This window comes from Tateyamaria sp. 7Alg 36 (genome assembly GCF_059882455.1).
Window position 1 is genome coordinate 1,687,261 of record NZ_CM187613.1, and the last position, 19,317, is coordinate 1,706,577.

General features: G+C 61.8%; 19 protein-coding genes and 1 tRNA gene. 12 read left to right on the plus strand and 8 right to left on the minus strand.

Annotated elements, in window-relative coordinates:
- Window positions 1–2 precede the first annotated feature (2 nt).
- The 5 genes from AC6GQJ_RS08290 to rpmE all read left to right on the plus strand — a co-directional run bounded on the left by AC6GQJ_RS08290 (window position 3) and on the right by rpmE (window position 3,231).
- Window positions 3–770, plus strand: a complete 768-nt coding sequence (locus AC6GQJ_RS08290; RefSeq protein ID WP_500773607.1) for a hypothetical protein — start codon at window positions 3–5, stop codon at window positions 768–770.
- Window positions 770–1,546, plus strand: a complete 777-nt coding sequence (locus AC6GQJ_RS08295) for a hypothetical protein (protein ID WP_500773609.1) — start codon at window positions 770–772, stop codon at window positions 1,544–1,546. The genes AC6GQJ_RS08290 and AC6GQJ_RS08295 overlap by 1 nt, the downstream gene beginning before the upstream one ends.
- A complete protein-coding gene (trmD, locus tag AC6GQJ_RS08300) occupies window positions 1,543–2,334 on the plus strand; it encodes a tRNA (guanosine(37)-N1)-methyltransferase TrmD (protein ID WP_500773610.1) in 792 nt (263 codons plus the stop codon). The genes AC6GQJ_RS08295 and trmD overlap by 4 nt, the downstream gene beginning before the upstream one ends.
- Before the next feature lie 292 nt (window positions 2,335–2,626).
- Window positions 2,627–3,013: a 50S ribosomal protein L19 gene (gene rplS, locus AC6GQJ_RS08305; protein ID WP_500773612.1), complete on the plus strand. Its 387-nt coding sequence runs from the start codon at window positions 2,627–2,629 to the stop codon at window positions 3,011–3,013.
- Window positions 3,010–3,231: a 50S ribosomal protein L31 gene (gene rpmE / locus AC6GQJ_RS08310; protein ID WP_500773614.1), complete on the plus strand. Its 222-nt coding sequence runs from the start codon at window positions 3,010–3,012 to the stop codon at window positions 3,229–3,231. The genes rplS and rpmE overlap by 4 nt, the downstream gene beginning before the upstream one ends.
- A gap of 194 nt (window positions 3,232–3,425) precedes the next feature.
- On the opposite strand, the gene eda is transcribed toward rpmE, so the two are convergent.
- The gene (eda, locus tag AC6GQJ_RS08315) at window positions 3,426–4,070 is read right to left on the minus strand and encodes a bifunctional 4-hydroxy-2-oxoglutarate aldolase/2-dehydro-3-deoxy-phosphogluconate aldolase (RefSeq protein ID WP_500773616.1); all 645 of its coding nucleotides are present in this window, start codon (window positions 4,068–4,070) and stop codon (window positions 3,426–3,428) included.
- A 2-nt stretch (window positions 4,071–4,072) separates the two neighbouring features.
- Window positions 4,073–5,884: a phosphogluconate dehydratase gene (gene edd, locus AC6GQJ_RS08320; protein ID WP_500773618.1), complete on the minus strand. Its 1,812-nt coding sequence runs from the start codon at window positions 5,882–5,884 to the stop codon at window positions 4,073–4,075.
- A 193-nt stretch (window positions 5,885–6,077) separates the two neighbouring features.
- Here edd and AC6GQJ_RS08325 point away from each other — a divergent pair, with 193 nt between their 5' ends.
- Both AC6GQJ_RS08325 and fahA read left to right on the plus strand, forming a co-directional pair.
- Window positions 6,078–6,887, plus strand: a complete 810-nt coding sequence (locus AC6GQJ_RS08325; protein ID WP_500773620.1) for a division plane positioning ATPase MipZ — start codon at window positions 6,078–6,080, stop codon at window positions 6,885–6,887.
- A 45-nt stretch (window positions 6,888–6,932) separates the two neighbouring features.
- Entirely contained in the window at window positions 6,933–8,189 is a 1,257-nt protein-coding gene (fahA, locus tag AC6GQJ_RS08330; RefSeq protein WP_500773622.1) for a fumarylacetoacetase, read from the plus strand.
- Window positions 8,190–8,274: 85 nt separating this feature from the next.
- Here the strand turns inward: fahA and AC6GQJ_RS08335 are convergent, their stop codons facing one another.
- A complete protein-coding gene (locus AC6GQJ_RS08335; protein WP_500773624.1) occupies window positions 8,275–8,664 on the minus strand; it encodes a RidA family protein in 390 nt (129 codons plus the stop codon).
- A gap of 270 nt (window positions 8,665–8,934) precedes the next feature.
- Between AC6GQJ_RS08335 and AC6GQJ_RS08340 the strand changes: the two genes are divergently transcribed.
- The 5 genes from AC6GQJ_RS08340 (at window position 8,935) to AC6GQJ_RS08360 (ending at window position 14,729) form a co-directional block, all read left to right on the plus strand.
- On the plus strand, window positions 8,935–9,705 hold the full coding sequence (locus tag AC6GQJ_RS08340) for a creatininase family protein (protein ID WP_500773626.1): 771 nt from the start codon (window positions 8,935–8,937) through the stop codon (window positions 9,703–9,705).
- A complete protein-coding gene (locus AC6GQJ_RS08345) occupies window positions 9,702–10,880 on the plus strand; it encodes an amidohydrolase family protein (protein ID WP_500773628.1) in 1,179 nt (392 codons plus the stop codon). Before AC6GQJ_RS08340 ends, AC6GQJ_RS08345 begins: the two co-directional genes overlap by 4 nt.
- The gene (locus tag AC6GQJ_RS08350; protein ID WP_500773630.1) at window positions 10,877–12,286 is read left to right on the plus strand and encodes an FAD-binding oxidoreductase; all 1,410 of its coding nucleotides are present in this window, start codon (window positions 10,877–10,879) and stop codon (window positions 12,284–12,286) included. The genes AC6GQJ_RS08345 and AC6GQJ_RS08350 overlap by 4 nt, the downstream gene beginning before the upstream one ends.
- Before the next feature lie 210 nt (window positions 12,287–12,496).
- Entirely contained in the window at window positions 12,497–14,152 is a 1,656-nt protein-coding gene (locus AC6GQJ_RS08355; RefSeq protein ID WP_500773632.1) for an ABC transporter substrate-binding protein, read from the plus strand.
- A gap of 88 nt (window positions 14,153–14,240) precedes the next feature.
- A complete protein-coding gene (locus AC6GQJ_RS08360; RefSeq protein ID WP_500773634.1) occupies window positions 14,241–14,729 on the plus strand; it encodes a DUF2165 family protein in 489 nt (162 codons plus the stop codon).
- A 10-nt stretch (window positions 14,730–14,739) separates the two neighbouring features.
- On the opposite strand, the gene AC6GQJ_RS08365 is transcribed toward AC6GQJ_RS08360, so the two are convergent.
- From AC6GQJ_RS08365 to AC6GQJ_RS08385, 5 genes are all read right to left on the minus strand, one after another.
- On the minus strand, window positions 14,740–15,633 hold the full coding sequence (locus AC6GQJ_RS08365; protein WP_500773636.1) for a helix-turn-helix transcriptional regulator: 894 nt from the start codon (window positions 15,631–15,633) through the stop codon (window positions 14,740–14,742).
- Window positions 15,634–15,800: 167 nt separating this feature from the next.
- A complete protein-coding gene (locus AC6GQJ_RS08370; RefSeq protein ID WP_500773855.1) occupies window positions 15,801–17,120 on the minus strand; it encodes a TRAP transporter large permease in 1,320 nt (439 codons plus the stop codon).
- 40 nt (window positions 17,121–17,160) lie between these two features.
- On the minus strand, window positions 17,161–17,727 hold the full coding sequence (locus AC6GQJ_RS08375; protein ID WP_500773638.1) for a TRAP transporter small permease: 567 nt from the start codon (window positions 17,725–17,727) through the stop codon (window positions 17,161–17,163).
- A 57-nt stretch (window positions 17,728–17,784) separates the two neighbouring features.
- Window positions 17,785–18,822 (minus strand): TRAP transporter substrate-binding protein, encoded by a 1,038-nt coding sequence (locus AC6GQJ_RS08380; RefSeq protein WP_500773641.1) that lies wholly within the window; start codon window positions 18,820–18,822, stop codon window positions 17,785–17,787.
- Window positions 18,823–19,221: 399 nt separating this feature from the next.
- Window positions 19,222–19,298, minus strand: a tRNA-Met gene (locus AC6GQJ_RS08385).
- Between the last annotated feature and the right edge of the window lie 19 nt (window positions 19,299–19,317).

The window sequence follows — 19,317 nt, forward strand, 5'->3', positions numbered from 1 at the left end:
CCATGGTTAAGCGGTTGATCGTCCACGCGGGCTTTCACAAGACCGGCACCACCACGCTGCAAAACACGCTGGCCGCCCATCGCGCGGCTCTTACCCCGCATCTGCATGTTGTCCTGCGCCCCGACATGGTCGCGCTGTGCGAGGCTGCGCGCGCCTATTCACGCAGCCGCTCTGCCTTTGATTTGGGCCTTGTCACCTACGAAGCCGCGCTGCTGGCCGAAGCGTGGGAGGACGAGACCGTGCTGCTATCCTCCGAAGATCTGAGCGGCCACATGCCCGGACGGCACGAGGTCACAACCTATGACGCCGCCCCCGCACTGGTGGCCGCAATGACCGACACATGGCACAGCGCCTTACTAGGTGTGCAGATCGCGTGGTGCTACTCCACCCGCGCCGCGCAACCATGGCTGGCCAGTTGCCACACCCAGCATTTGCGCGCTGCACGGATGACGATGTCGGTGCAGGACTATGCCGCCCGTTTTGCCACCTCTGCCGATCTGGACGGGATCGTCGGCAAGGTCCGCGCCACAGTGACGGGGGCCAGCGTGCATAGCCACGCGCTTGAGGATCATAGCGCCGATCCGATTGCACCGATGCTCGCCCTCGCCGGTGTGCCGCAAGATCTGCGCGCCGCCTTCACCCCCCTGCCCCCTGCCAACACATCGCCTGACGCCGACAAACGCGCCGCGATGCTTGAATTGAACCGCTCTGACCTGCCGGACAGCGACTGGCGCGCGGCGCAGAACGCTTTGCACCGGCGGGGGCGCTGATGCCCCGCCGTATCGTGATCCATGCGGGGTTTCACAAAACGGGCACCTCGACCGTCCAGCAGTTCCTGCGCAAGAACCGTAAGGCGTTGATGCCCGCGCTGGCCATACGCCTTAAAGGGCAGATGACAGACCTGACGCATGCGGCACGCGGGTTCTCAACGTGGCGCGATCCGCTTAGCTTTGCCAAGGTCGCCACGCGGTTCGACGCCCTACTGGCCGATCTGCCCGAAATGCCGAAACGCACGCTGGTCCTGTCAGCCGAGGAATTGTCGGGGCACATGCCGGGGCGTCCCAAGATCAGCGACTACGGCGCCGCGCCCGAACTAGCGCGCCTGTATTATGACCTTTGTGTCGCACGGTTTCCGCAGGCCGAGGTCGCGTTTTACTTCACTACCCGCGCTCAGGCGTCGTGGCTGGAAAGTGCCTATTGGGAGCATGTAAAATCATCCTCCATGACCTTGGATGTCGACACATTTGCGGTGCGGTATCAGGCGAGCGGCGATTTGGCGGCAGCGGTTGATGCGGTGCGTGTTGCGGTGCCTTGCCACGTCGAGGCCTGCGCGCTGGATCACGGGGCCGATACGATTGCCCCGCTGCTCGCCTTGTGCGGTGTGCCGGACCACGTCAAAGCCAGCCTCGTCCCTGTGCGGGCCGCCAATACCCGCCTTCCAACGGAGGTGCTGCTTGAACTTCTGGCCGCAAACCGCGCATACCCCGACCGAGAGGCGCGCAAAGCCGCCAAACAGGAAATCCTTTCAAGGATGCAACCCACATGAGCCAACCCAGCAAATCCCACGGTCGCAAGGCGATCCGCCCGACGCTGAAGCCGTCCTCCCTTATGGACGAAACGCCCGATCTGGTCGGTGTCTGGCAGGCGCGTATCGTGACGCTGTTTCCCGAAACCTTTCCGGGGGTGCTGGGCGCGTCCCTGACCGGCAAGGCGTTGCAAGACGGCAAATGGCAGTTGCACACCCATGACCTGCGCCCGCACGGGATCGGCAAGCACCGCAATGTCGATGATACCCCCGCCGGGGGCGGCGCGGGCATGGTCCTGCGCGCCGACGTGGTCAGCGCCGCCCTACAAGCGGCGCAGGCCCATGCGCGCGGACGCTGGCCGATCCTCTATATGTCGCCGCGCGGACGCCGCTTTGATCAGGCGATGGCCCGCGATCTGGCGCGTTGTGACGGGGTGACGATGCTGTGCGGACGGTTCGAGGGCGTGGACGAACGCGCGCTGGAACATTGGGGTGTGACCGAAGTCTCGCTTGGGGATTTTGTGATGACAGGCGGAGAGATTGCCGCGCAGGCGATGCTGGACGCCACCGTGCGCCTGTTGCCCGGCGTGTTGGGCAATGCCGAAAGCACGGTCGAGGAAAGCCATTCCTCGGGCCTACTAGAGCACCCGCAATATACCAAACCGGCAAGCTGGGAAGGGCGCGATATTCCTGATGTGCTGATGTCGGGCAACCACGGCAAGATTGCAGAGTGGCGACAGGAGATGTCGGAAAAGCTGACCAAAGAACGCCGACCCGATCTGTGGGCTAAACGTACCGACAAGACGTAACGGGCTGCCGCGCAGTTAGGCTGGACTGCAAGCAAGCATCCCGTTGGACATGGTCGGCGCTTGACGCGTCTTGGCGCGCTGCCTATACGGCCCCTTGTCTGATCCTGTTCTTGGGAATCGGACCGTGTTGCTTGTGGCACCTTCTTCGGTGCGCTCAATGCAAGGACGCGAGACAAGGCAATGATGACCTGACCTCTGGCGGGCGCTGCGGCGAACCCGATGAAGACACAGAGCTCTCTGGACGCAAACAAACTTCGTGGGATAACCGCGAGCATCATAGGAGAGATCGTCAATGGACGTGATCGCACAAATCGAGGCGGAGCAAATCGCCGCCCTCGGGAAAGAAATTCCCGATTTCAAAGCCGGTGACACCATCCGTGTCGGCTTTAAAGTGACCGAAGGTACACGTACCCGTGTCCAGAACTACGAAGGCGTCTGCATCGCACGCAACAACGGCCACGGCATTGCCGGTTCGTTCACCGTGCGCAAGATTTCCTTTGGCGAGGGTGTGGAGCGTGTGTTCCCCCTGTTTTCGACAAACATCGACAGCATCACCGTGGTCCGCCGCGGTCGCGTGCGTCGCGCCAAACTGTACTACCTGCGCTCGCGTCGCGGTAAATCGGCACGGATCGCAGAAGTGTCCAACTACAAACCCAAGTCTGAAGGAGCAGAGGCATGAAGGCCGATACGCACCCCGACTACCACATGATCGACGTCAAGATGACGGACGGGACTGTTGTTCAGATGAAATCCACATGGGGCAAAGAAGGCGACCAACTGGCGCTGGATATCGACCCCTCCGTGCACCCTGCATGGACCGGCGGTTCGTCCCGCCTGATGGACACCGGCGGCCGCGTGTCCAAGTTCAAAAGCAAATACGCAGGTCTGGGCTTCTAAAGCCCTTTCCTATCGCGGAACTGGAAAAGGCCACCCTTTCGAGGGTGGCCTTTTTCGTTGTGGGACCGTCGGGTTGTTTGGCTGGTGTCGAGGGGGCGCTGCCCCCGCCGCTGTCGCGGCCCCCCGCAGTATTTATTGCCAAAAGAAGGCGGGTGGCGCCGCCCGTTTGATCAGGGCGGCGCGCCGTAGTGATTTTAGCTTGCGAGCGCGGCGGCTTCTTTGGCCAGCGCCTCGATCCCTGCCCAGTCACCTGCCAGCACTTTGTCCTTGGGGGCGACCCAGCTGCCGCCGGCGCAGACCACGTTGGGCAGGCTGAGGTAGCTGTTAGCATTATCCATGCTGACGCCGCCCGTCGGGCAGAAGGAGATCTGCGGCAAAGGCGCGCCGATGGCCTTGAGCGCGGGTGCGCCACCCGAAGCTTCGGCGGGGAAGAACTTGAGCATGTCATAGCCGCGCTCGAGCAGTGCCATCGCTTCGGAGGCTGTAGCCGCCCCTGGCAGCAGCGGCAGGCCTTCGGCCTCGCACGCGGCGATCAGGGCGTCGGTCGCGCCGGGGGACACGCCGAACTGCGCGCCTGCCGCTTTGGCGGCGCTGACGTCATCGGGCGTGACCAGCGTCCCCGCCCCGACAACGCCACCTTTAATTTCGGCCATGGCGGCAATCACATCAAGGGCGGATGGCGTGCGCAATGTCACTTCGAGTGCGGGCAGACCACCGGCGATCAGCGCCTCGGCCAAGGGGCGGGCGTGGGCCACATCGTCCACCACCAGCACGGGCACAATCGGGGCCAATGCACAGATTTCACGGGCGCGCCACGCGGCGGCTTTTGCAGTCATCATGATCAAAAATCTCCAAATACTGTGGCGCCTGTGTTGGCAGACCCGACGGCGGAACGGAACGCGGAAAACATATCGCGTCCGACGCCCCAATGATTGTCCGACAGGTCTGCCGTGGCATGGGGCCTGTTCAACACGCCTTCGGTCAGGACTTCAAGCACGCCTGCCTCGGCATCGATGCGGATGATGTCGCCGTCGCGCAATTGCGCAATCGGCCCACCGTCCAGCGCCTCGGGCGAAACGTGGATGGCCGAGGGCACTTTGCCCGACGCGCCCGACATGCGCCCGTCTGTCACCAGCGCGACCTTCTGGCCCCGCCCCTGCATGATCCCGAGCAGTGGCGTGAGGCTGTGCAGTTCGGGCATGCCGTTGGCCTTGGGCCCTTGGAAACGCACGACAATGATCACATCGCCCTCGAATTCCTGCGCCTTGAACGCGGCTTTCACCTCGTCCTGATCGTGGAATACGCGGCAGGGTGCCTCGACGATGCGGTGTTCTGGGGCGACGGCGGAAATCTTCATCACGCCTGTACCGATGCTGCCGCTGAGGCGGCTGAGACCGCCGGTTTCCTGAAACGGTTCGCTGGCGGGGCGCAGAATACCGGTATTCAGGCTTTCGCCTGTACCGGGCGTCCAAGTAAGGGTGCCGTTTTCCAGCTTGGGTTCGTGGGTGTAGTTTTCCAGCCCGTCGCCCGCGACGGTTTTGGTATCGTCGTGCAGCAGCCCCGCGTTGAGCAATTGCCCGATCATAAAGCCAAGACCGCCTGCCGCGTGGAACTGGTTCACATCTGCCAGACCGTTCGGATAGACGCGCGCCAGCAGCGGCGTGATCTCGGACAGATCCGCGAAATCCTCCCAGTCGAGGATGATGCCGCCGGCCCGCGCCATGGCGATCAGGTGTATCAGCAGGTTGGTCGACCCGCCTGTGGCATTCAACCCGACGATACCGTTCACGAATGCCTTTTCGTCCAGCACGTCACAGACCGGCGTATAGGCATTGCCCAGCGCCGACAGGGACAACGCGCGCTTGGCCCCTTCGATGGTGAGGGCATCGCGCAGTTCCGTATTCGGGTTCACAAAGGATGACCCTGGCAGGTGCAGGCCCATGAACTCCATCAACATCTGGTTGGTGTTGGCCGTACCATAGAAGGTGCAGGTACCTGGCCCGTGATAGGCGGCCATCTCGGCCTTCAGCAACTCCTCGCGCGTGGCCTCGCCCGAGGCAAAGCGTTGCCGCACAAGGGCCTTTTCGTCATTCGGCAGGCCGCTGGTCATTGGCCCTGCGGGCAAGAATACCGCTGGCATGTGACCAAAGCTTTGCGCGGCGATGATCAGGCCCGGCACGATCTTGTCGCACACACCCAGATAGACCGCCGCGTCGAAAGTATTGTGACTCAGCGCGACACCCGCTGCCAGCGCGATCACATCGCGCGAGAACAGGCTCAGCTCCATGCCCGCCTCACCTTGAGTCACGCCGTCACACATCGCAGGCACGCCGCCCGCCACCTGCGCCGTGCCGCCCGCTGCACGCACCGCATCGCGGATCAGCGTGGGGTAGCGTTCGAACGGCTGGTGCGCCGACAGCATGTCGTTATAGGCCGTCACAATACCAAGGTTGCCGCTGACCGCTTCGGCTAGGCGGTCCTGATCCGTTCCGGCGGCAGCAAAAGCATGGGCCTGACCGCTGCAGGACAGGTGCGCACGCGCCGGACCATCCGATTTCGCCTTGGCCATCCGATCCAGATACCGGTTACGCGTCGGTGCGCTGCGTTCGATGACGCGTTGGGTCACGCGGGTGACAACGGGGTTCAGGGGCATGGTGCTCTCCTTAGTGATTCAAAGCCGGCTGGCGGCACTATAACACATCAATTCTGATAGCGCTAACAAGTAGCAACGGTCATTCCTGTGGCGCGATGGCGCAGGAAAACAGCGCACAGCGCTTCCCAAGGTCACAAGCACCACATATAGTAGGCGAAACTCTGCTAAGCAGATATTGGGTAAGAGGGCAGAAATGGCGCATATAATCGTCGTCGGCAACGAAAAGGGCGGTGCGGGGAAATCAACCGTGTCCATGCATGTTGCGACAGCCCTTGCACGGATGGGCCACAAGGTCAGCGCGCTTGATCTGGACCTGCGTCAACGCACCTTCGGCCGCTATGTCGAGAACCGCAAAGCATTCCTTGCCTCTGCCGGTATCGACCTGCCATCGCCCGATGCGCATGAACTGCCTGAAATCGACCGCAGCGCTCTGAAACCGGGCGAGAATATCTATGACCATAGGCTAAGTGCGGCAGTGGCCACGCTCGAGCCTGACAACGACTTTATCCTGATCGACTGCCCCGGATCGCATACGCGTTTGTCGCAGGTGGCCCATTCGCTGGCCGATACGCTGATCACACCGTTGAATGACAGCTTTGTGGATTTCGACCTACTGGCGCGGATCGACGCCTCGGGCGACAAGATCCTTGGCCCTTCTGTCTATTCGGAAATGGTCTGGAATGCGCGGCAATTGCGGGCGCAGGCGGGTCTGAAACCCATCGACTGGATCATCGTGCGCAACCGCATGGGCGCGCAACGCATGGTGAACAAGGAAAAGATGGAGCGCGCGATCAAGATGCTAGCCAAGCGCATCGGCTTCCGCATCGCACCCGGCTTTTCCGAACGCGTCGTTTTCCGTGAATTGTTCCCGCGTGGGCTGACCCTCTTGGACCTCAAGGATATCGGGGTAAAGCAGTTGAACATCTCCAACGTGGCCGCGCGCCAGGAATTGCGCGAACTGCTAAAGACCCTGAACCTGCCCGGGGTCGAAGTCGACCTGTAAGGCCCTGCCCCACCCAGACCGGCAAACCCGTTGAAAGGCCCCGCGATGTCCCGTCTTGAAAGCTGGGTCGCCAGCGCCAACAGTCCCGATACGGATTTTCCGCTGAACAACCTGCCCTATGGCGTGTTCTCAACGCCTTCGCATGATGAACGCTGTGGCGTAGCGATCGGGGACATGATCCTCGACGTGTGCGCGTGCGAGGAAACAGGCCTGATCGCGCTTACGGATGACCCTCTGTTCGACGTGCCCTACTGGAATGAACTGATGGAGGCTGGCCCCGCCGTCTGGGCCGCGTTGCGCGCACGGCTGACCGACCTGCTGGGCGCGGCCTCTACCGACCGTGCACGGCTTGAACCGCTGCTGATCCCCATGGCCGAAGCCACCCTGCACATGCCGTTTGCGGTGTCCGAGTTCACCGACTTCTACGCAGGCCGCCACCACGCCACGAACGTCGGCACCATGTTCCGCGGAGCCGAAAACGCCCTGCCGCCCAACTGGCTACACATGCCGATTGGGTATAACGGGCGCGCCTCGTCCGTTGTGGTTTCGGGCACCGAAATCCGTCGCCCGTGGGGCCAGTTGAAATCAGCCGCCCACGACAGCCCCGCTTTCCTGCCCTCGCGCCGGTTCGATATGGAACTCGAACTGGGCGCGATTGTCGGCATGGCGTCCGAAGGGCCGCTGACCGTGGACGAGGCGGACGCCGCCATTTTCGGATATGTCCTGCTGAACGACTGGTCCGCGCGCGATATCCAGGCGTGGGAGTACCAGCCACTGGGGCCCTTTCAAGCAAAAGCCACCGCGACCTCCATCAGCCCGTGGATCGTGACCAAAGCGGCCCTTGCCCCGTTTCGCACCAATACCCCACCGCGCGAGGTGCCGCTGCTCGACCATCTGAAAGACACTACACCGATGCTCTATGACATCGACCTGTCGGTGACACTGGCGCCCGAAGGGCAGCCTGCCACGCAGATCACACAGACCAACGCGCGCGAACTCTATTACTCTCCCGCCCAACAACTCGCCCACCATAGCAGTTCGGGCTGCCCGATGAACGTGGGCGACCTGCTCGGATCGGGCACAATCTCAGGTGCGTCCAAACAGGAACGCGGCAGCCTTCTCGAACTCAGCTGGGGCGGCAAGGAACCCCTGACTCTCGACACCGGCGAGACGCGAAGCTTCCTCCAAGACGGCGACACCATCACGCTGCACGGACACGCCACAGGCAAGGGTTACAAAATCGGCTTCGGCACTTGCACAGGCACCATCCTGCCCTCCCTCGACAATCCCTACCGCCGATAGCGCCGCGTTTCTTTTGGCCCAAAATACTGCGGGGTCCGGGGCAGCGCCCCGGGACCGACAGACACCACAAACGCAAAGGCGCGGATCAGGATGCCGCCGCCCAAACCTCGACCTCCACCACGAATTCCGGTCGGGTAAACCCCGACACAATCACCAGCGTCGAACTCGGCAGCACTTGATTGTCAGCAAGAAACGCATCGCGCGCCGCCATATATCCCGCCATATGCGCACGGTCGGTGACATAGGCACTAACATGACACACATCCTGCGGCCCCATCCCTGCCGCGTCCAAAATCGCGGCGATGTTCGCAAAACAGATATCGGCCTGCGCCCGCGCCCCATCCGGCACCACGCCATCGCGCCCAACCCCCAACTGACCCGAGGTGCGCACGATGCGCCAACCGGCAGGCACCTCCACGCCGTGGGCATAACGGGCAAATGGCGGGGCGATACTATCGGGGCTTAGGGATTTCATAACAGCACCCTTGCGCAGTGGCGCAAATTTTGAAACCCTCGGGGCAGGCACAGATCATGATATCTCAAGGGCCGCTGACATCTATTTTCCGATAAAGGGGGAAGTAATGGACAAGCGACTTTTGTGCATAGACCACCGCGCCAAGCGGGACGAGGTCATTGATCCACCACCCCATACCTCCCACAACCATGCACCCTCGCCGGAACCCGCCCCTGCACAAGGCGTTTGGTTCGACCGGTCCCTCACCAACACCGCCAAGGAGGCACGCCCATGATCCCCCTCTGGTCCGAGCAGAGCCGCACGGGCTTTGCCCCGCTGCCCGATAACGCCATCGCCGTCCTACCACTGGGCGCAACCGAACAACACGGGCCACACCTGCCTTTTTGCGTTGACACGGTACTGACAGAACAGGTGTTGGCCCGTGTCGACACCACCGCCTTTGCCCTGCAACTGCCCACGCTCGCCATCACCAAAAGCGATGAACACGCGCGCCACGCGGGCACGCTCATCTTTAGTGCGGAAACTATGCTTGCGATGTTGCGCGACATCGCCGCATCGGTGGCGCGTGCGGGCGTGCGTCGGCTAGTCTACTTCAACGGCCATGGCGGCAATACGGCGCTTCTGGAGGTAGCAGCCCGCGCTGCGCGCATAGACCACGGCCTGATCTGCGCCCACACAAGCTGGTTCGCCTTTGCCGACACAAGTGGCTTTGACCCGCAGGACCTTGCCTATGACCTGCATGCCGGTGACGTTGAAACCAGCGCCATGCTCGCCACCCGCCCCGACCTGGTGACGATGCAACACGCCCAGAACTTCGCGACCGCGATGCACGATTGGGAAAGCGCAGGCCACCAGACGGGACTGACCGGACAGCCCGCCCGCCCCGCGTGGATCATCGACGATCTGAACCCGCAAGGCGCGCTTGGCAATGCTGCCGCCGCGACCGAGGCCAAGGGCGCGCATCTGCTCGACAGTGCGGCGGAAGGCTTTGCCCGATGGCTCGAAGATTTTGCCACCTTCAAGATTGGAGACGACGGATGAGCGATATTCTGGTCCCAAGCGCCTGCGTGTCCGACCCCGCACGCTTTGGCGGCAGCGTGCAGGGCGATTGCCTGCGCGGCACCCCCGTCATCCGCAATGGGCGGCTGGTGGCCCTGTCCGCGCCGCAGGGCAAGGACGCACGCATAATCCTGCCCAAGCTGGTCGAGGCCCATTGCCATCTTGATAAATGCCACTCGATTGCGCGGATCGGTCAGGTGGGCGGCGACCTGCCCCACGCGATCGAACAACAGCGCGCCGACAAGAAAAACTGGACCGAGGACGATTTGCGCCGCCGCGCCCTGCAAGGTATCCGCGAGGCGCAGGAGAACGGGTGCCACAGCATCCGCAGCCATGTCGACTGGGGCGACAGCGCTGCGCCGCCCTTGGCGTGGTCCGTCTTGCAGGACTGCGCGGGCGAGGCGCATGATCTGCAACTTGCCGCACTGGTCGGGATCGGCCAATGGGCCGACGCAGAGTTTGCCCACACGGTTGGACAGCATATCGCAGCGGCAAACGGTGTGGCAGGGGCGTTTGTGCTGGGCCATGACGCGATGCAGGCGGGGCTGGCCAATATCTTTGACGTCGCGATGCGGCACGGCCTGATGCTGGATTTTCACGTGGACGAAGGGCTGGGCGCGTATAACGGGCTTGAGGCGATTGCCGACATGGCCCTGTCGATCGGCTTCGAGGGGCCGATCCTGTGCGGTCACGCGGTCAGCCTGATGGACCAATCCCCCGGCGACGTGCAGCGCATTGCAGACAAGTGCGCGCGCACTGGCATAAGCGTCTGCACCCTGCCCGTCACCAACCTGTACCTGCAAGGACGTACCGACGGCACGCCCGACCGGCGCGGCATCACGCGGGTGCACGAGTTGCGCGCAGCGGGTGTGAAGGTGATCGTGGCATCGGACAACGTGGCCGACGCGTTCAGCCCCTTGGGCGCGCACGACCCGCGTGCGGCACTGGCGCTGGCCTGTCTTGCCGCACACCTTGACCCACCCTTGGGCGACTGGCTGCCCGCGATCACCACGGATGCGGCCATGGCCTTGGGCCGTGCGCCTGTATTTGTGGACGGCGCGCAGGTGGCGGATCTGCTGGCGTGCGATGTGGCGCATACGGCAAACCTGATCTCGGGGCGGCTGCCGTTACGTCCGGCGGTAGAGGTGCTTGCATGACCTCAATCTCGGGCAAGAGTGACATCGATTGGGATGCGTTCGCAGACGCCATCGCCCCCGTGGAAACCATCCGCGAACCGGTGCTAGTCAAGAAACGCAGCCGCGACTTTTTCTGGTATTCACCGATCCTGAATGAGGCCCTGAAACGGTGCTTTGGCGATCTGGTGGCGCGGCCCGCAACGCGCGACGAACTGGCCCGTGTGCTGGCGCACGCCTATGCGCTGGACGCACCCATCGTGCTACGCGGCGGCGGAACCGGCAATTACGGACAGGCGGTCCCGATGGACGGCGGGTTGATCGTCGACACCACCGCGATGAACAAGGTTCTCGAGGTCGGGGACGGATTTGTACGCGCAGAGGCAGGCGCGCTGATGGCCGACATCAACGCCGCCCTCGCGCCGTCTGGGCAAGAGATGGCGATGTTCCCATCAACGCAGGATATCGCCACCGTGGGCGGGTTCGTGGCGGGCGGCAGTGCGGGTATCGGATCAGTCGCCAACGGCGCGCTGCGAGACGCCGGAAATATACTGTCGCTGACTGTGATGAGCGTTGAGGACACGCCGCAACACCACCGCTTTGACGGGGCCGGGGCGCTGCATATCCATCATGCGTGGGGCCTGAACGGGGTAATCGTCGATGTGACCCTGCGCACCGTGCCGCGCCGCGACTGGGTCGGATGCATCGCAAGCTTTGACCGCTACGAACAGGCCTACGGCGCAGGCCATGCCATCGCGCAGGCGCCCGATATCGCGGCCAAGCTGGTCACCACGGTCGATGCCCGCATCTGCGCCTATTTCCCGAAACTCGACGGCCATGTGCGAGCGCAAAAACACCTGCTGGTGTCGATGATCCCGATTGAGGACCGCGATGCCTTTGCCGATCTGATCCGGGGACAGGGTGGCACGGTCGATCTGACGCTGACCGAGGCAGAACGGATCACTGCGAAGCTGCCGCATGTCTATGACTTCAGCTATAACCACACGACATTGCAGGTGCTAAAGGCCGACCGCTCCGCCACCTATCAGCAGGTCGGCTGCCCCGCCCCGCCCGATCCGGCGGCGATTGCGGCGCTGCGCCCGCGCTTGGGCGATGATGTCTGGATGCACCACGAATTTGCGCGGGTGGGCGGGCAGATCGCAACCTTTGATCTGCCGATCATCTGGTATTCGACCCGCGCCCGTCTGGACGAGATCAACGCCACCTACGAGGCGGCGGGTTTCCCCGTATATGACGCCCACACATGGAACGTCGAAGGGGGCGGAATGAAACCCGACTACACTCATCTGGCGTGGAAAAAGCGGATGGACCCCAAGGGGCTGTTGAACGCGGCCAAATCGCGGTTCTGGGCCGAAGTCGCCCATCTGTCCCCGACCGAGATCGAGGCCCTTGGCCACAAGAGCGGCTAGCCCCCGCGCACGCCCCAAAGCTGTGCCAGTTCACAATCTGCCCGTCGGGGTTGACGTACTGGCATGGATCGTTTGAACTTCGAACGTCTCCTCAGCAATAGGGGCGGCCAAAAAACAGCAGACCAACTGCAACACCTGAAAGCAGGCCATGGATGCCTGCGCGACACTGGGCGCAAGGCACGCTTTGCGACACCTACAGAGAGGAAGATCATGACATTCTATACCCGTACCGGGAAACCGCTGCCCAAAACCATTGTGGATTCTGCGGCCTCCGTCGGCACCGATCCGGTGAACCGGCGTGAATTTCTGGCCCTTGCCAGCGCCTTTGGTGCAACGGCTGCAACAGCCTATGGCATGCTTGGACTGGCCGCGCCCGCACAGGCGGCAGCGCATAAAACCGGCGGGACTGTCCGCATCCAGATGGAAGTTCGCGGCCTCAAGGATCCGCGCACCTATGACTGGTCGCAGATCGCCAACTTCTCGCGCGGGTGGCAGGAATATCTCGTCCACTATGAAAACGACGGCACCTTTACCGGCCGACTGCTGGAAAGCTGGGAGATTAACGACGACGCCACCGAATACACCCTTAATGTCCGCAAGGGCGTGAAATGGAACAATGGAGACGACTTCACCGCCGAAGACGTGGCGCGCAACATTGAAGGCTGGTGCGACAAAAGCGTCGAGGGCAACTCGATGGCGGGCCGTTTCGCCACCCTGATTGACGCCGACACCAACAAGGCTATCGACGGCGCGATCGAGGTCGTGGATAGCCACACAGTCAAACTCAAGCTGCCCGCCTCTGACATCTCACTGATCCCGGGCATGGCGGATTACCCTGCGGCGATCATCCACCCCGACACCTCGGTCGACGACACGTCCAGCCCCATCGGCACAGGCCCCTACCTGCCTGAAGAATTCGACGTGGGCGTCAAGGCCACACTGGTGCGCAACGAGGACCACACGTGGTGGAACGAGGGTAATGGCGCCTATCTCGACCGGATCGAATATATAGATTACGGCACCGACCCGTCCGCTTTTGTCGCCGCCGCCGAAGCCGAAGAGATCGACATGACCTATTCGATCGAAGGCGAATTTATCGACATCTTCAGCACGCTGGACGGCTGGGTCGAGAACGAGATCGTGACCGCCGCTACCATCGTCATCCGGCCCAACCAACTGGCCGAAGTCGATGGCAAGAAACCCTATGCCGACCCGCGCGTCCGTCAGGCGATTGCAATGGCTGTCGACAACTCGGTTCTGCTGGAACTCGGCTATGCGGGCCGCGGCATTCCTGCCGAAAACCACCATGTCGGGCCGATGCACCCCGAATACGCTGAACTGCCCCCGCGCAAGGTGGACCCCGCAGCGGCCAAGGCCCTGATGGAAGAGGCAGGCATGCTCGATTTCGAGCACGAGCTGTTCTCGATTGATGATGCGTGGCGCAAGGACACCACCGATGCGGTGGCCGCACAGTTGCGCGATGCAGGTTTCAATGTGAAACGCACGATCCTGCCCGGATCGACCTTCTGGAACGACTGGGTGAAATATCCGTTCAGTTCGACCAACTGGAACCACCGCCCCCTTGGCGTGCAGATCTGGGCGCTTGCCTATCGCACGGGCGAGGCATGGAACGAGTTCGGCTATTCCAACCCTGACTTCGATGCCATTCTGGAAAAGGCATTGGCAACCGCAGATATCGACGCCCGCAAGGCGCTGATGGCCGAGGGCGAGGCGATCCTGCAAAACGACGCGGTGACGATCCAGCCCTATTGGCGGTCGCTCTATAACCACACCAAGGAAGGTCTGGTGGGCGGCAATCACCACATCTCGTTCGAGATCCGGCCCGAGCAAATCGCCTGGACCTGATGCTTGCATCACCATGACACGGGATCGGGGCTGCCTTGGGATAGGCGGCCCCTTTTTTATGGGACGTGGGAACATCTAGAGGGCGAAGATGCAGACAACCCTTTTGCTGGCGCAGGCGCTATGTTGCGGATGGATGGCGGCGTGGCTGACCTTGGGGGTGCGGGACAACATCCTTTACGGCGCCGCCAATGGAAGCCTGACAGCCGAGGTGCTGGCCATGACGCGGATGCAGGCCCATTATCCGGATATGTTTGCCACCGTGGCCCATCGCGCTATCACTGACCGCCGTCTGCAATTGCGCGCCTTTCGCTGTGTTGTGATGGCCGAGGCGCTAGCCACCCTGATCCTGTGGGCGGGGGTGGTGGCACTGCTGCTGGCGGCGGTGGGTCTGTGCGCGCCGCAGACTGCGCGCAGCATTGCCTTGATCGGTGGGATGGCCTTTACCTCGATCTGGGCGGGGTTCCTGATCGTGGGTAACCACTTTTGCTATTGGGTCTGCCACGAGGGCGCGCAGAACGTGCATTACCAGATCACGATATGGGGGATCGCGTCGATGATCCTGATTGCCATCGCCTAGATCCTGCGGCCTAGTCGCGCCCGATCCGCCCCAGAAACGAGTTCGAGGCGATGACCGCCAGCAGATCATTTACCGAGGCCTGAACAGGTTTCGAACTGGTATCGACCTGCGCATGGGCGCGCTCGTAAAAAGGGGTGCGCGCACTCAGAAGAGTCCGCAACTGTTCCATCGCAATGGCATTGCCGTCGCCCCGACGCTGATCGCCCTGCGCGCGTACGCGGCCCATATGTTCACCCAAACTGGTCCGCACCCAGACAGTGTGGAACCGTTCAAGCACCTTGGCATAGACGTCCTCGTCAGCCACAATATCACCCGCAACGGCAAGGATCATCTTGTCATGCGCGCGGATCACGCGGTCCAGTGCCTTTTCCTCAAAACTGCGATAGCCGTCCTGACCGGACAGCGCCCTGATATCGGCCAGCGGCATGCCTGCCTCGGCCTCGATCTCGTCCGTGAGTTCGATGAACGGAATTTTCAGCTTTTCGGCAGCAGCCTTGCCCAAGGTGGACTTGCCCGCACCCCGCAGCCCCACGAGACAGATCCGCTGGGCGCGTTGGGTCAGCGGGTTGTCGGGAGCCAGCATGGCGCGCACCTTACCCTGCACCGATGACGGCGCTGCCGCATATAACTGCGCCACCCGCGCCACGTCGCCTTCAAGCGGCGGCGTGCGACTTAGCAAGCTTTCAATCGGCACATCCAGTGCCGTGGCCACGCGATGCAGCAACAGGACCGAGATATTGCCCTCTCCCGCCTCAAGCTGCGCGAGATAGCGTTGCGACACGCCCGAGCGTTCGGACAAGGCCCGCCGCGGCAGGCCCAACGCCAGACGGGCCGCGCGTACACGTTTCGCCAGCCTGTCGATCAATTCGCTTGATGCGTCCGGTATGGGTTTCGGAGAAGTCATATGCGCCCTTTTGTTCCAGAAGGTAGCTAGCGCGGGGGCGCGACCGAACAAGCGGAATTCGCAAAATGTCGCATCCTTGCGCGCCTGCGTTACGATCAGGCGCGCAAGGGCGCACGCGCCCCTGCCCGATGTTTGCGGAAACAGTGCATAATGGGGCGCATGGAGCCCTAGTTGGGAAGCAAAAACAGCGTGATGGCCGGAAAGGCGACCAGCAGGATCACCCGCACGATGTCCGACCCGACAAAGAACAGAACCGCCTTATAAGTCTCGGTGATCGGGGTTTCGCGGTCCATTGCGTTGATGATGAACAGATTCATCCCCACAGGCGGCGTGATCAGCCCGACCTCAACCACGATCAGCATCAGAATGCCGAACCAGATGGCCACATGTTCCGGCGACATGCCGAAATCCAGCCCCGAGATCACGGGAAAGAAGATCGGAACAGTCAGCAGGACCATCGACAGACTGTCCATGACGCAGCCAAAGATTAGGTAGAACACAAGGATCACGGCCAGCACCAGAAACGGCCCGTATCCCTGCCCCAGCACAAGGTCGGCCAGAAACTGCGGCACGCCCGACAGCGCGAGGAAGTTGTTATAAAGCGATGCGCCCAACACGATGAAAAAAATCATGGCCGTGGTCTTGGCCGTCCCGATCAGCGCCTGCCCCAGCAGTCGCCACGTCAGGTTGCCGCCCACCAGCGCCACCAGCCCCGTGCCCGCCGCGCCTATGGCGGACCCTTCGGTCGGGGTGAACCAGCCCGCATAGATGCCGCCAACCACGAGGCCAAAGATCAACAGAACAGGCCACGTGTCGGCAAGTGCTTTCCACCGCGCGGCCATCGGGATCGAAGGGCGCGTGCCCGCCGCATCCGGATACAGACGCACGTAGATCGAGATCGTGATGACATAACCGACCGCAGCCAGCACACCGGGAATGAAGGCGGCAAGGAACAGCTTGGCAATGTTCTGTTCGGTGATGATCGCATAGATCACCAGAATGACCGACGGCGGGATCAGGATGCCCAGCGTGCCGCCCGCAGCCAGCGTTGCCGTCGAAAACCCGCCCGAATAGCCATAGCGTTTGAGTTCGGGCAAGGCGACGCGGCTCATCGTGGCGGCGGTAGCAAGGGAGGATCCGCAGATCGCACCGAACCCCGCACAGGCCCCGACAGCGGCCATGGCCACCCCACCCCTGCGATGACCAAGGAAACTTTCCGCCGCTTTGAACAGGGCCGAGGACATGCCGGACAGTGTCGCGAATTGCCCCATCAACAGGAACATCGGGATGATGGTCAGCGAATAGCTGGAAAAGGTCGTGTAGGTTTCGGATTTCAGCTTGGCAAAGATCGGCACCGCGTTGCCGTTCATCGCAAAGATCCAGCCCACTACGCCGCATATGAACATGGCCAGCCCAATAGGCGCGCGCAGGAAAATCAGTCCCAGCAGGATCGGAAAGGACCAGAACCCCAGCTCGAGACGGGTCAGCCCGATGAACTGCACAAACTCTCTTATCAAATCCAACTGCTTAGTCCTCGGGCAAAATCGAACGGCCTGTCGCCGCTTCTGCAATGCGTGCACCTGCACAGTAAATCGCTGTCACGCTGGCGATTGCCGCCGCGCCGACACTGGCCGCATAGGACCACCAGACAGGGAACTGAAGGAACAGCGTTGTCTCGCCATTGCCGAGGTATCGCTGCAACCCTTCGAACAGGCGCAGGGTGATGAACACGATGACGAAGGCCAGTACGACCTCCCAAAATGCGCGCAGCCAGCCTAGGACACGGCGCGGCAAGGGGGCGGTGAACACGTCCACCGTCGCATGGGCGCCATAGAACTGGCAGACCGGAAAGAAGGCGAAAATGGCAAAGGCGACGCCAGCCTCGGTCAATTCATAGCTGCCGCGGACTTCGTCCAGCCCGCTTGCGACCAGCGCCTGCCCGAGGCCGGAGGCCCAGCCATCGGACAGGGTATGGCCCAGCTTGGACAGCGACCGCCCGAGGATCGACACAGTAGTCAATCCGATCAGGACAAGCAGAACTGTGCCGCCAATCACCGCCGAAGCATGTGATAGCCATTTTACCAAACGATGCATGGGCCCCTCGAATATATCCAAACCGCGACACAGTGGCGCGGCGGGCCCTCTTACATGCTATTTGCCGTAGTCGTCCATGAGTTTTGTGGCCTCGTCGATCAGCGCCTGACCATCAATGCCCTTGCTGTCCATATCCGCGATCCACTCATCATATACGGGCGCGGCGGCATTTCTCCACGCCTCAAGGTTGTCGCCACTCACGGTCACAATGTTGTTACCAAGGTCCACCGCCACCTTTCGGGCAGGTGCATCCTGATCGGACTGGATGCCACCGGCATAGACGCTGAAATCTAGCCCCGAGTTGTCGTCTATCACTTTCTTGAGGTCATCGGGCAGGCTTTCATACCGGTCCTTGTTCATCACCAGTACGAAGGCGAGCACATAAAGCGCGTTGCCCTCAAATTCAGTATGGTTCTTCACAAGCTCGGGCACTTTCAAGGATCCCGTGACCTCCCATGGGACGGTGGTGCCATCAATGACCCCTTTGCTCAGCCCCTCGGGCACGGACGGCACGGGCATCCCGACCGGCGTCGCGCCCACTTTCTCCATCAACGCGTTCACAAGGCGCGAACCGCCGCGGATTTTCAGACCAACCATGTCGTCGGGGGAGGTCACCTCTTTGTTGGTGTGCAGCAAACCCGGGCCGTGGACCCAAGTGCCCAGAACGTGCACATCCTTGAATTCGCCGTCTTTCATATGTTTTTCGTACATCTTCCAGAAGGCGTAAGACGTCGCGCGTGCGTCTTTCGTGAGGAAAGGCAGCTCGAACACTTCTGTCGTCGGGAAACGTCCGGGCGTATAGCCAACAACCGTCCAGACAACGTCGGCCACGCCATCAATCGCCTGATCCATCAGTTCCGTCGGGCTACCCCCAAGCTGCATGGAAGGATAACGGTCAATCTTGATCCGCCCGCCCGAAGCCTCTTCGACATTGTCGGCCCAAACGTCCAAAATCAGCTTAGGCACATTGGCCTGCTCTGGAAGGAACTGGTGCAACGACAGATAGACCTCTTGCGCCTTTGCCGCGCCGCTTAGACTCACAGCGAGGGCAGCGGCAGTTGCGAGACTCAGGAATGATTTGCGCGTGATCGGCATGGAAAATCTCCGGAATGCGGGGCGGCGTATCGGGGCCGGACGGTGGTGTAGTGTTGGAATTGTTATGCAAGACGCGAGGTACTGTCACCCGTCTTTGTTGAGACCGCGTGTTTGTTGGGCGCTGCCTATAGAGCTTCAAACTGACACGATGCAGCTTATTCGATCGCTCACCACGGTCAGCAGGCACCACCCTCGTGAAAATCACCCAGAAGTCAGCCCGCGTGGCAAATCTTCGGATTTTGCATATTTACCGGAACAATGATGGGAAGAACTGCGCCCGCAAGTTGATCGCGCACTGCTTCATTGTTCTACAAATATGCATTTACCGAGTTGGAAGCATGTGCAAGCGCTGCTGACACGTACTTACGCGCAGCGGATGAAGACCGAAAAAGTGAAAGGTGGTGGCGTGGGGGAGACTTGAACTCCCGACCTATCGATTATGAGTCGATCGCTCTAACCAACTGAGCTACCGCGCCATCGACGCGTCACCTAAGA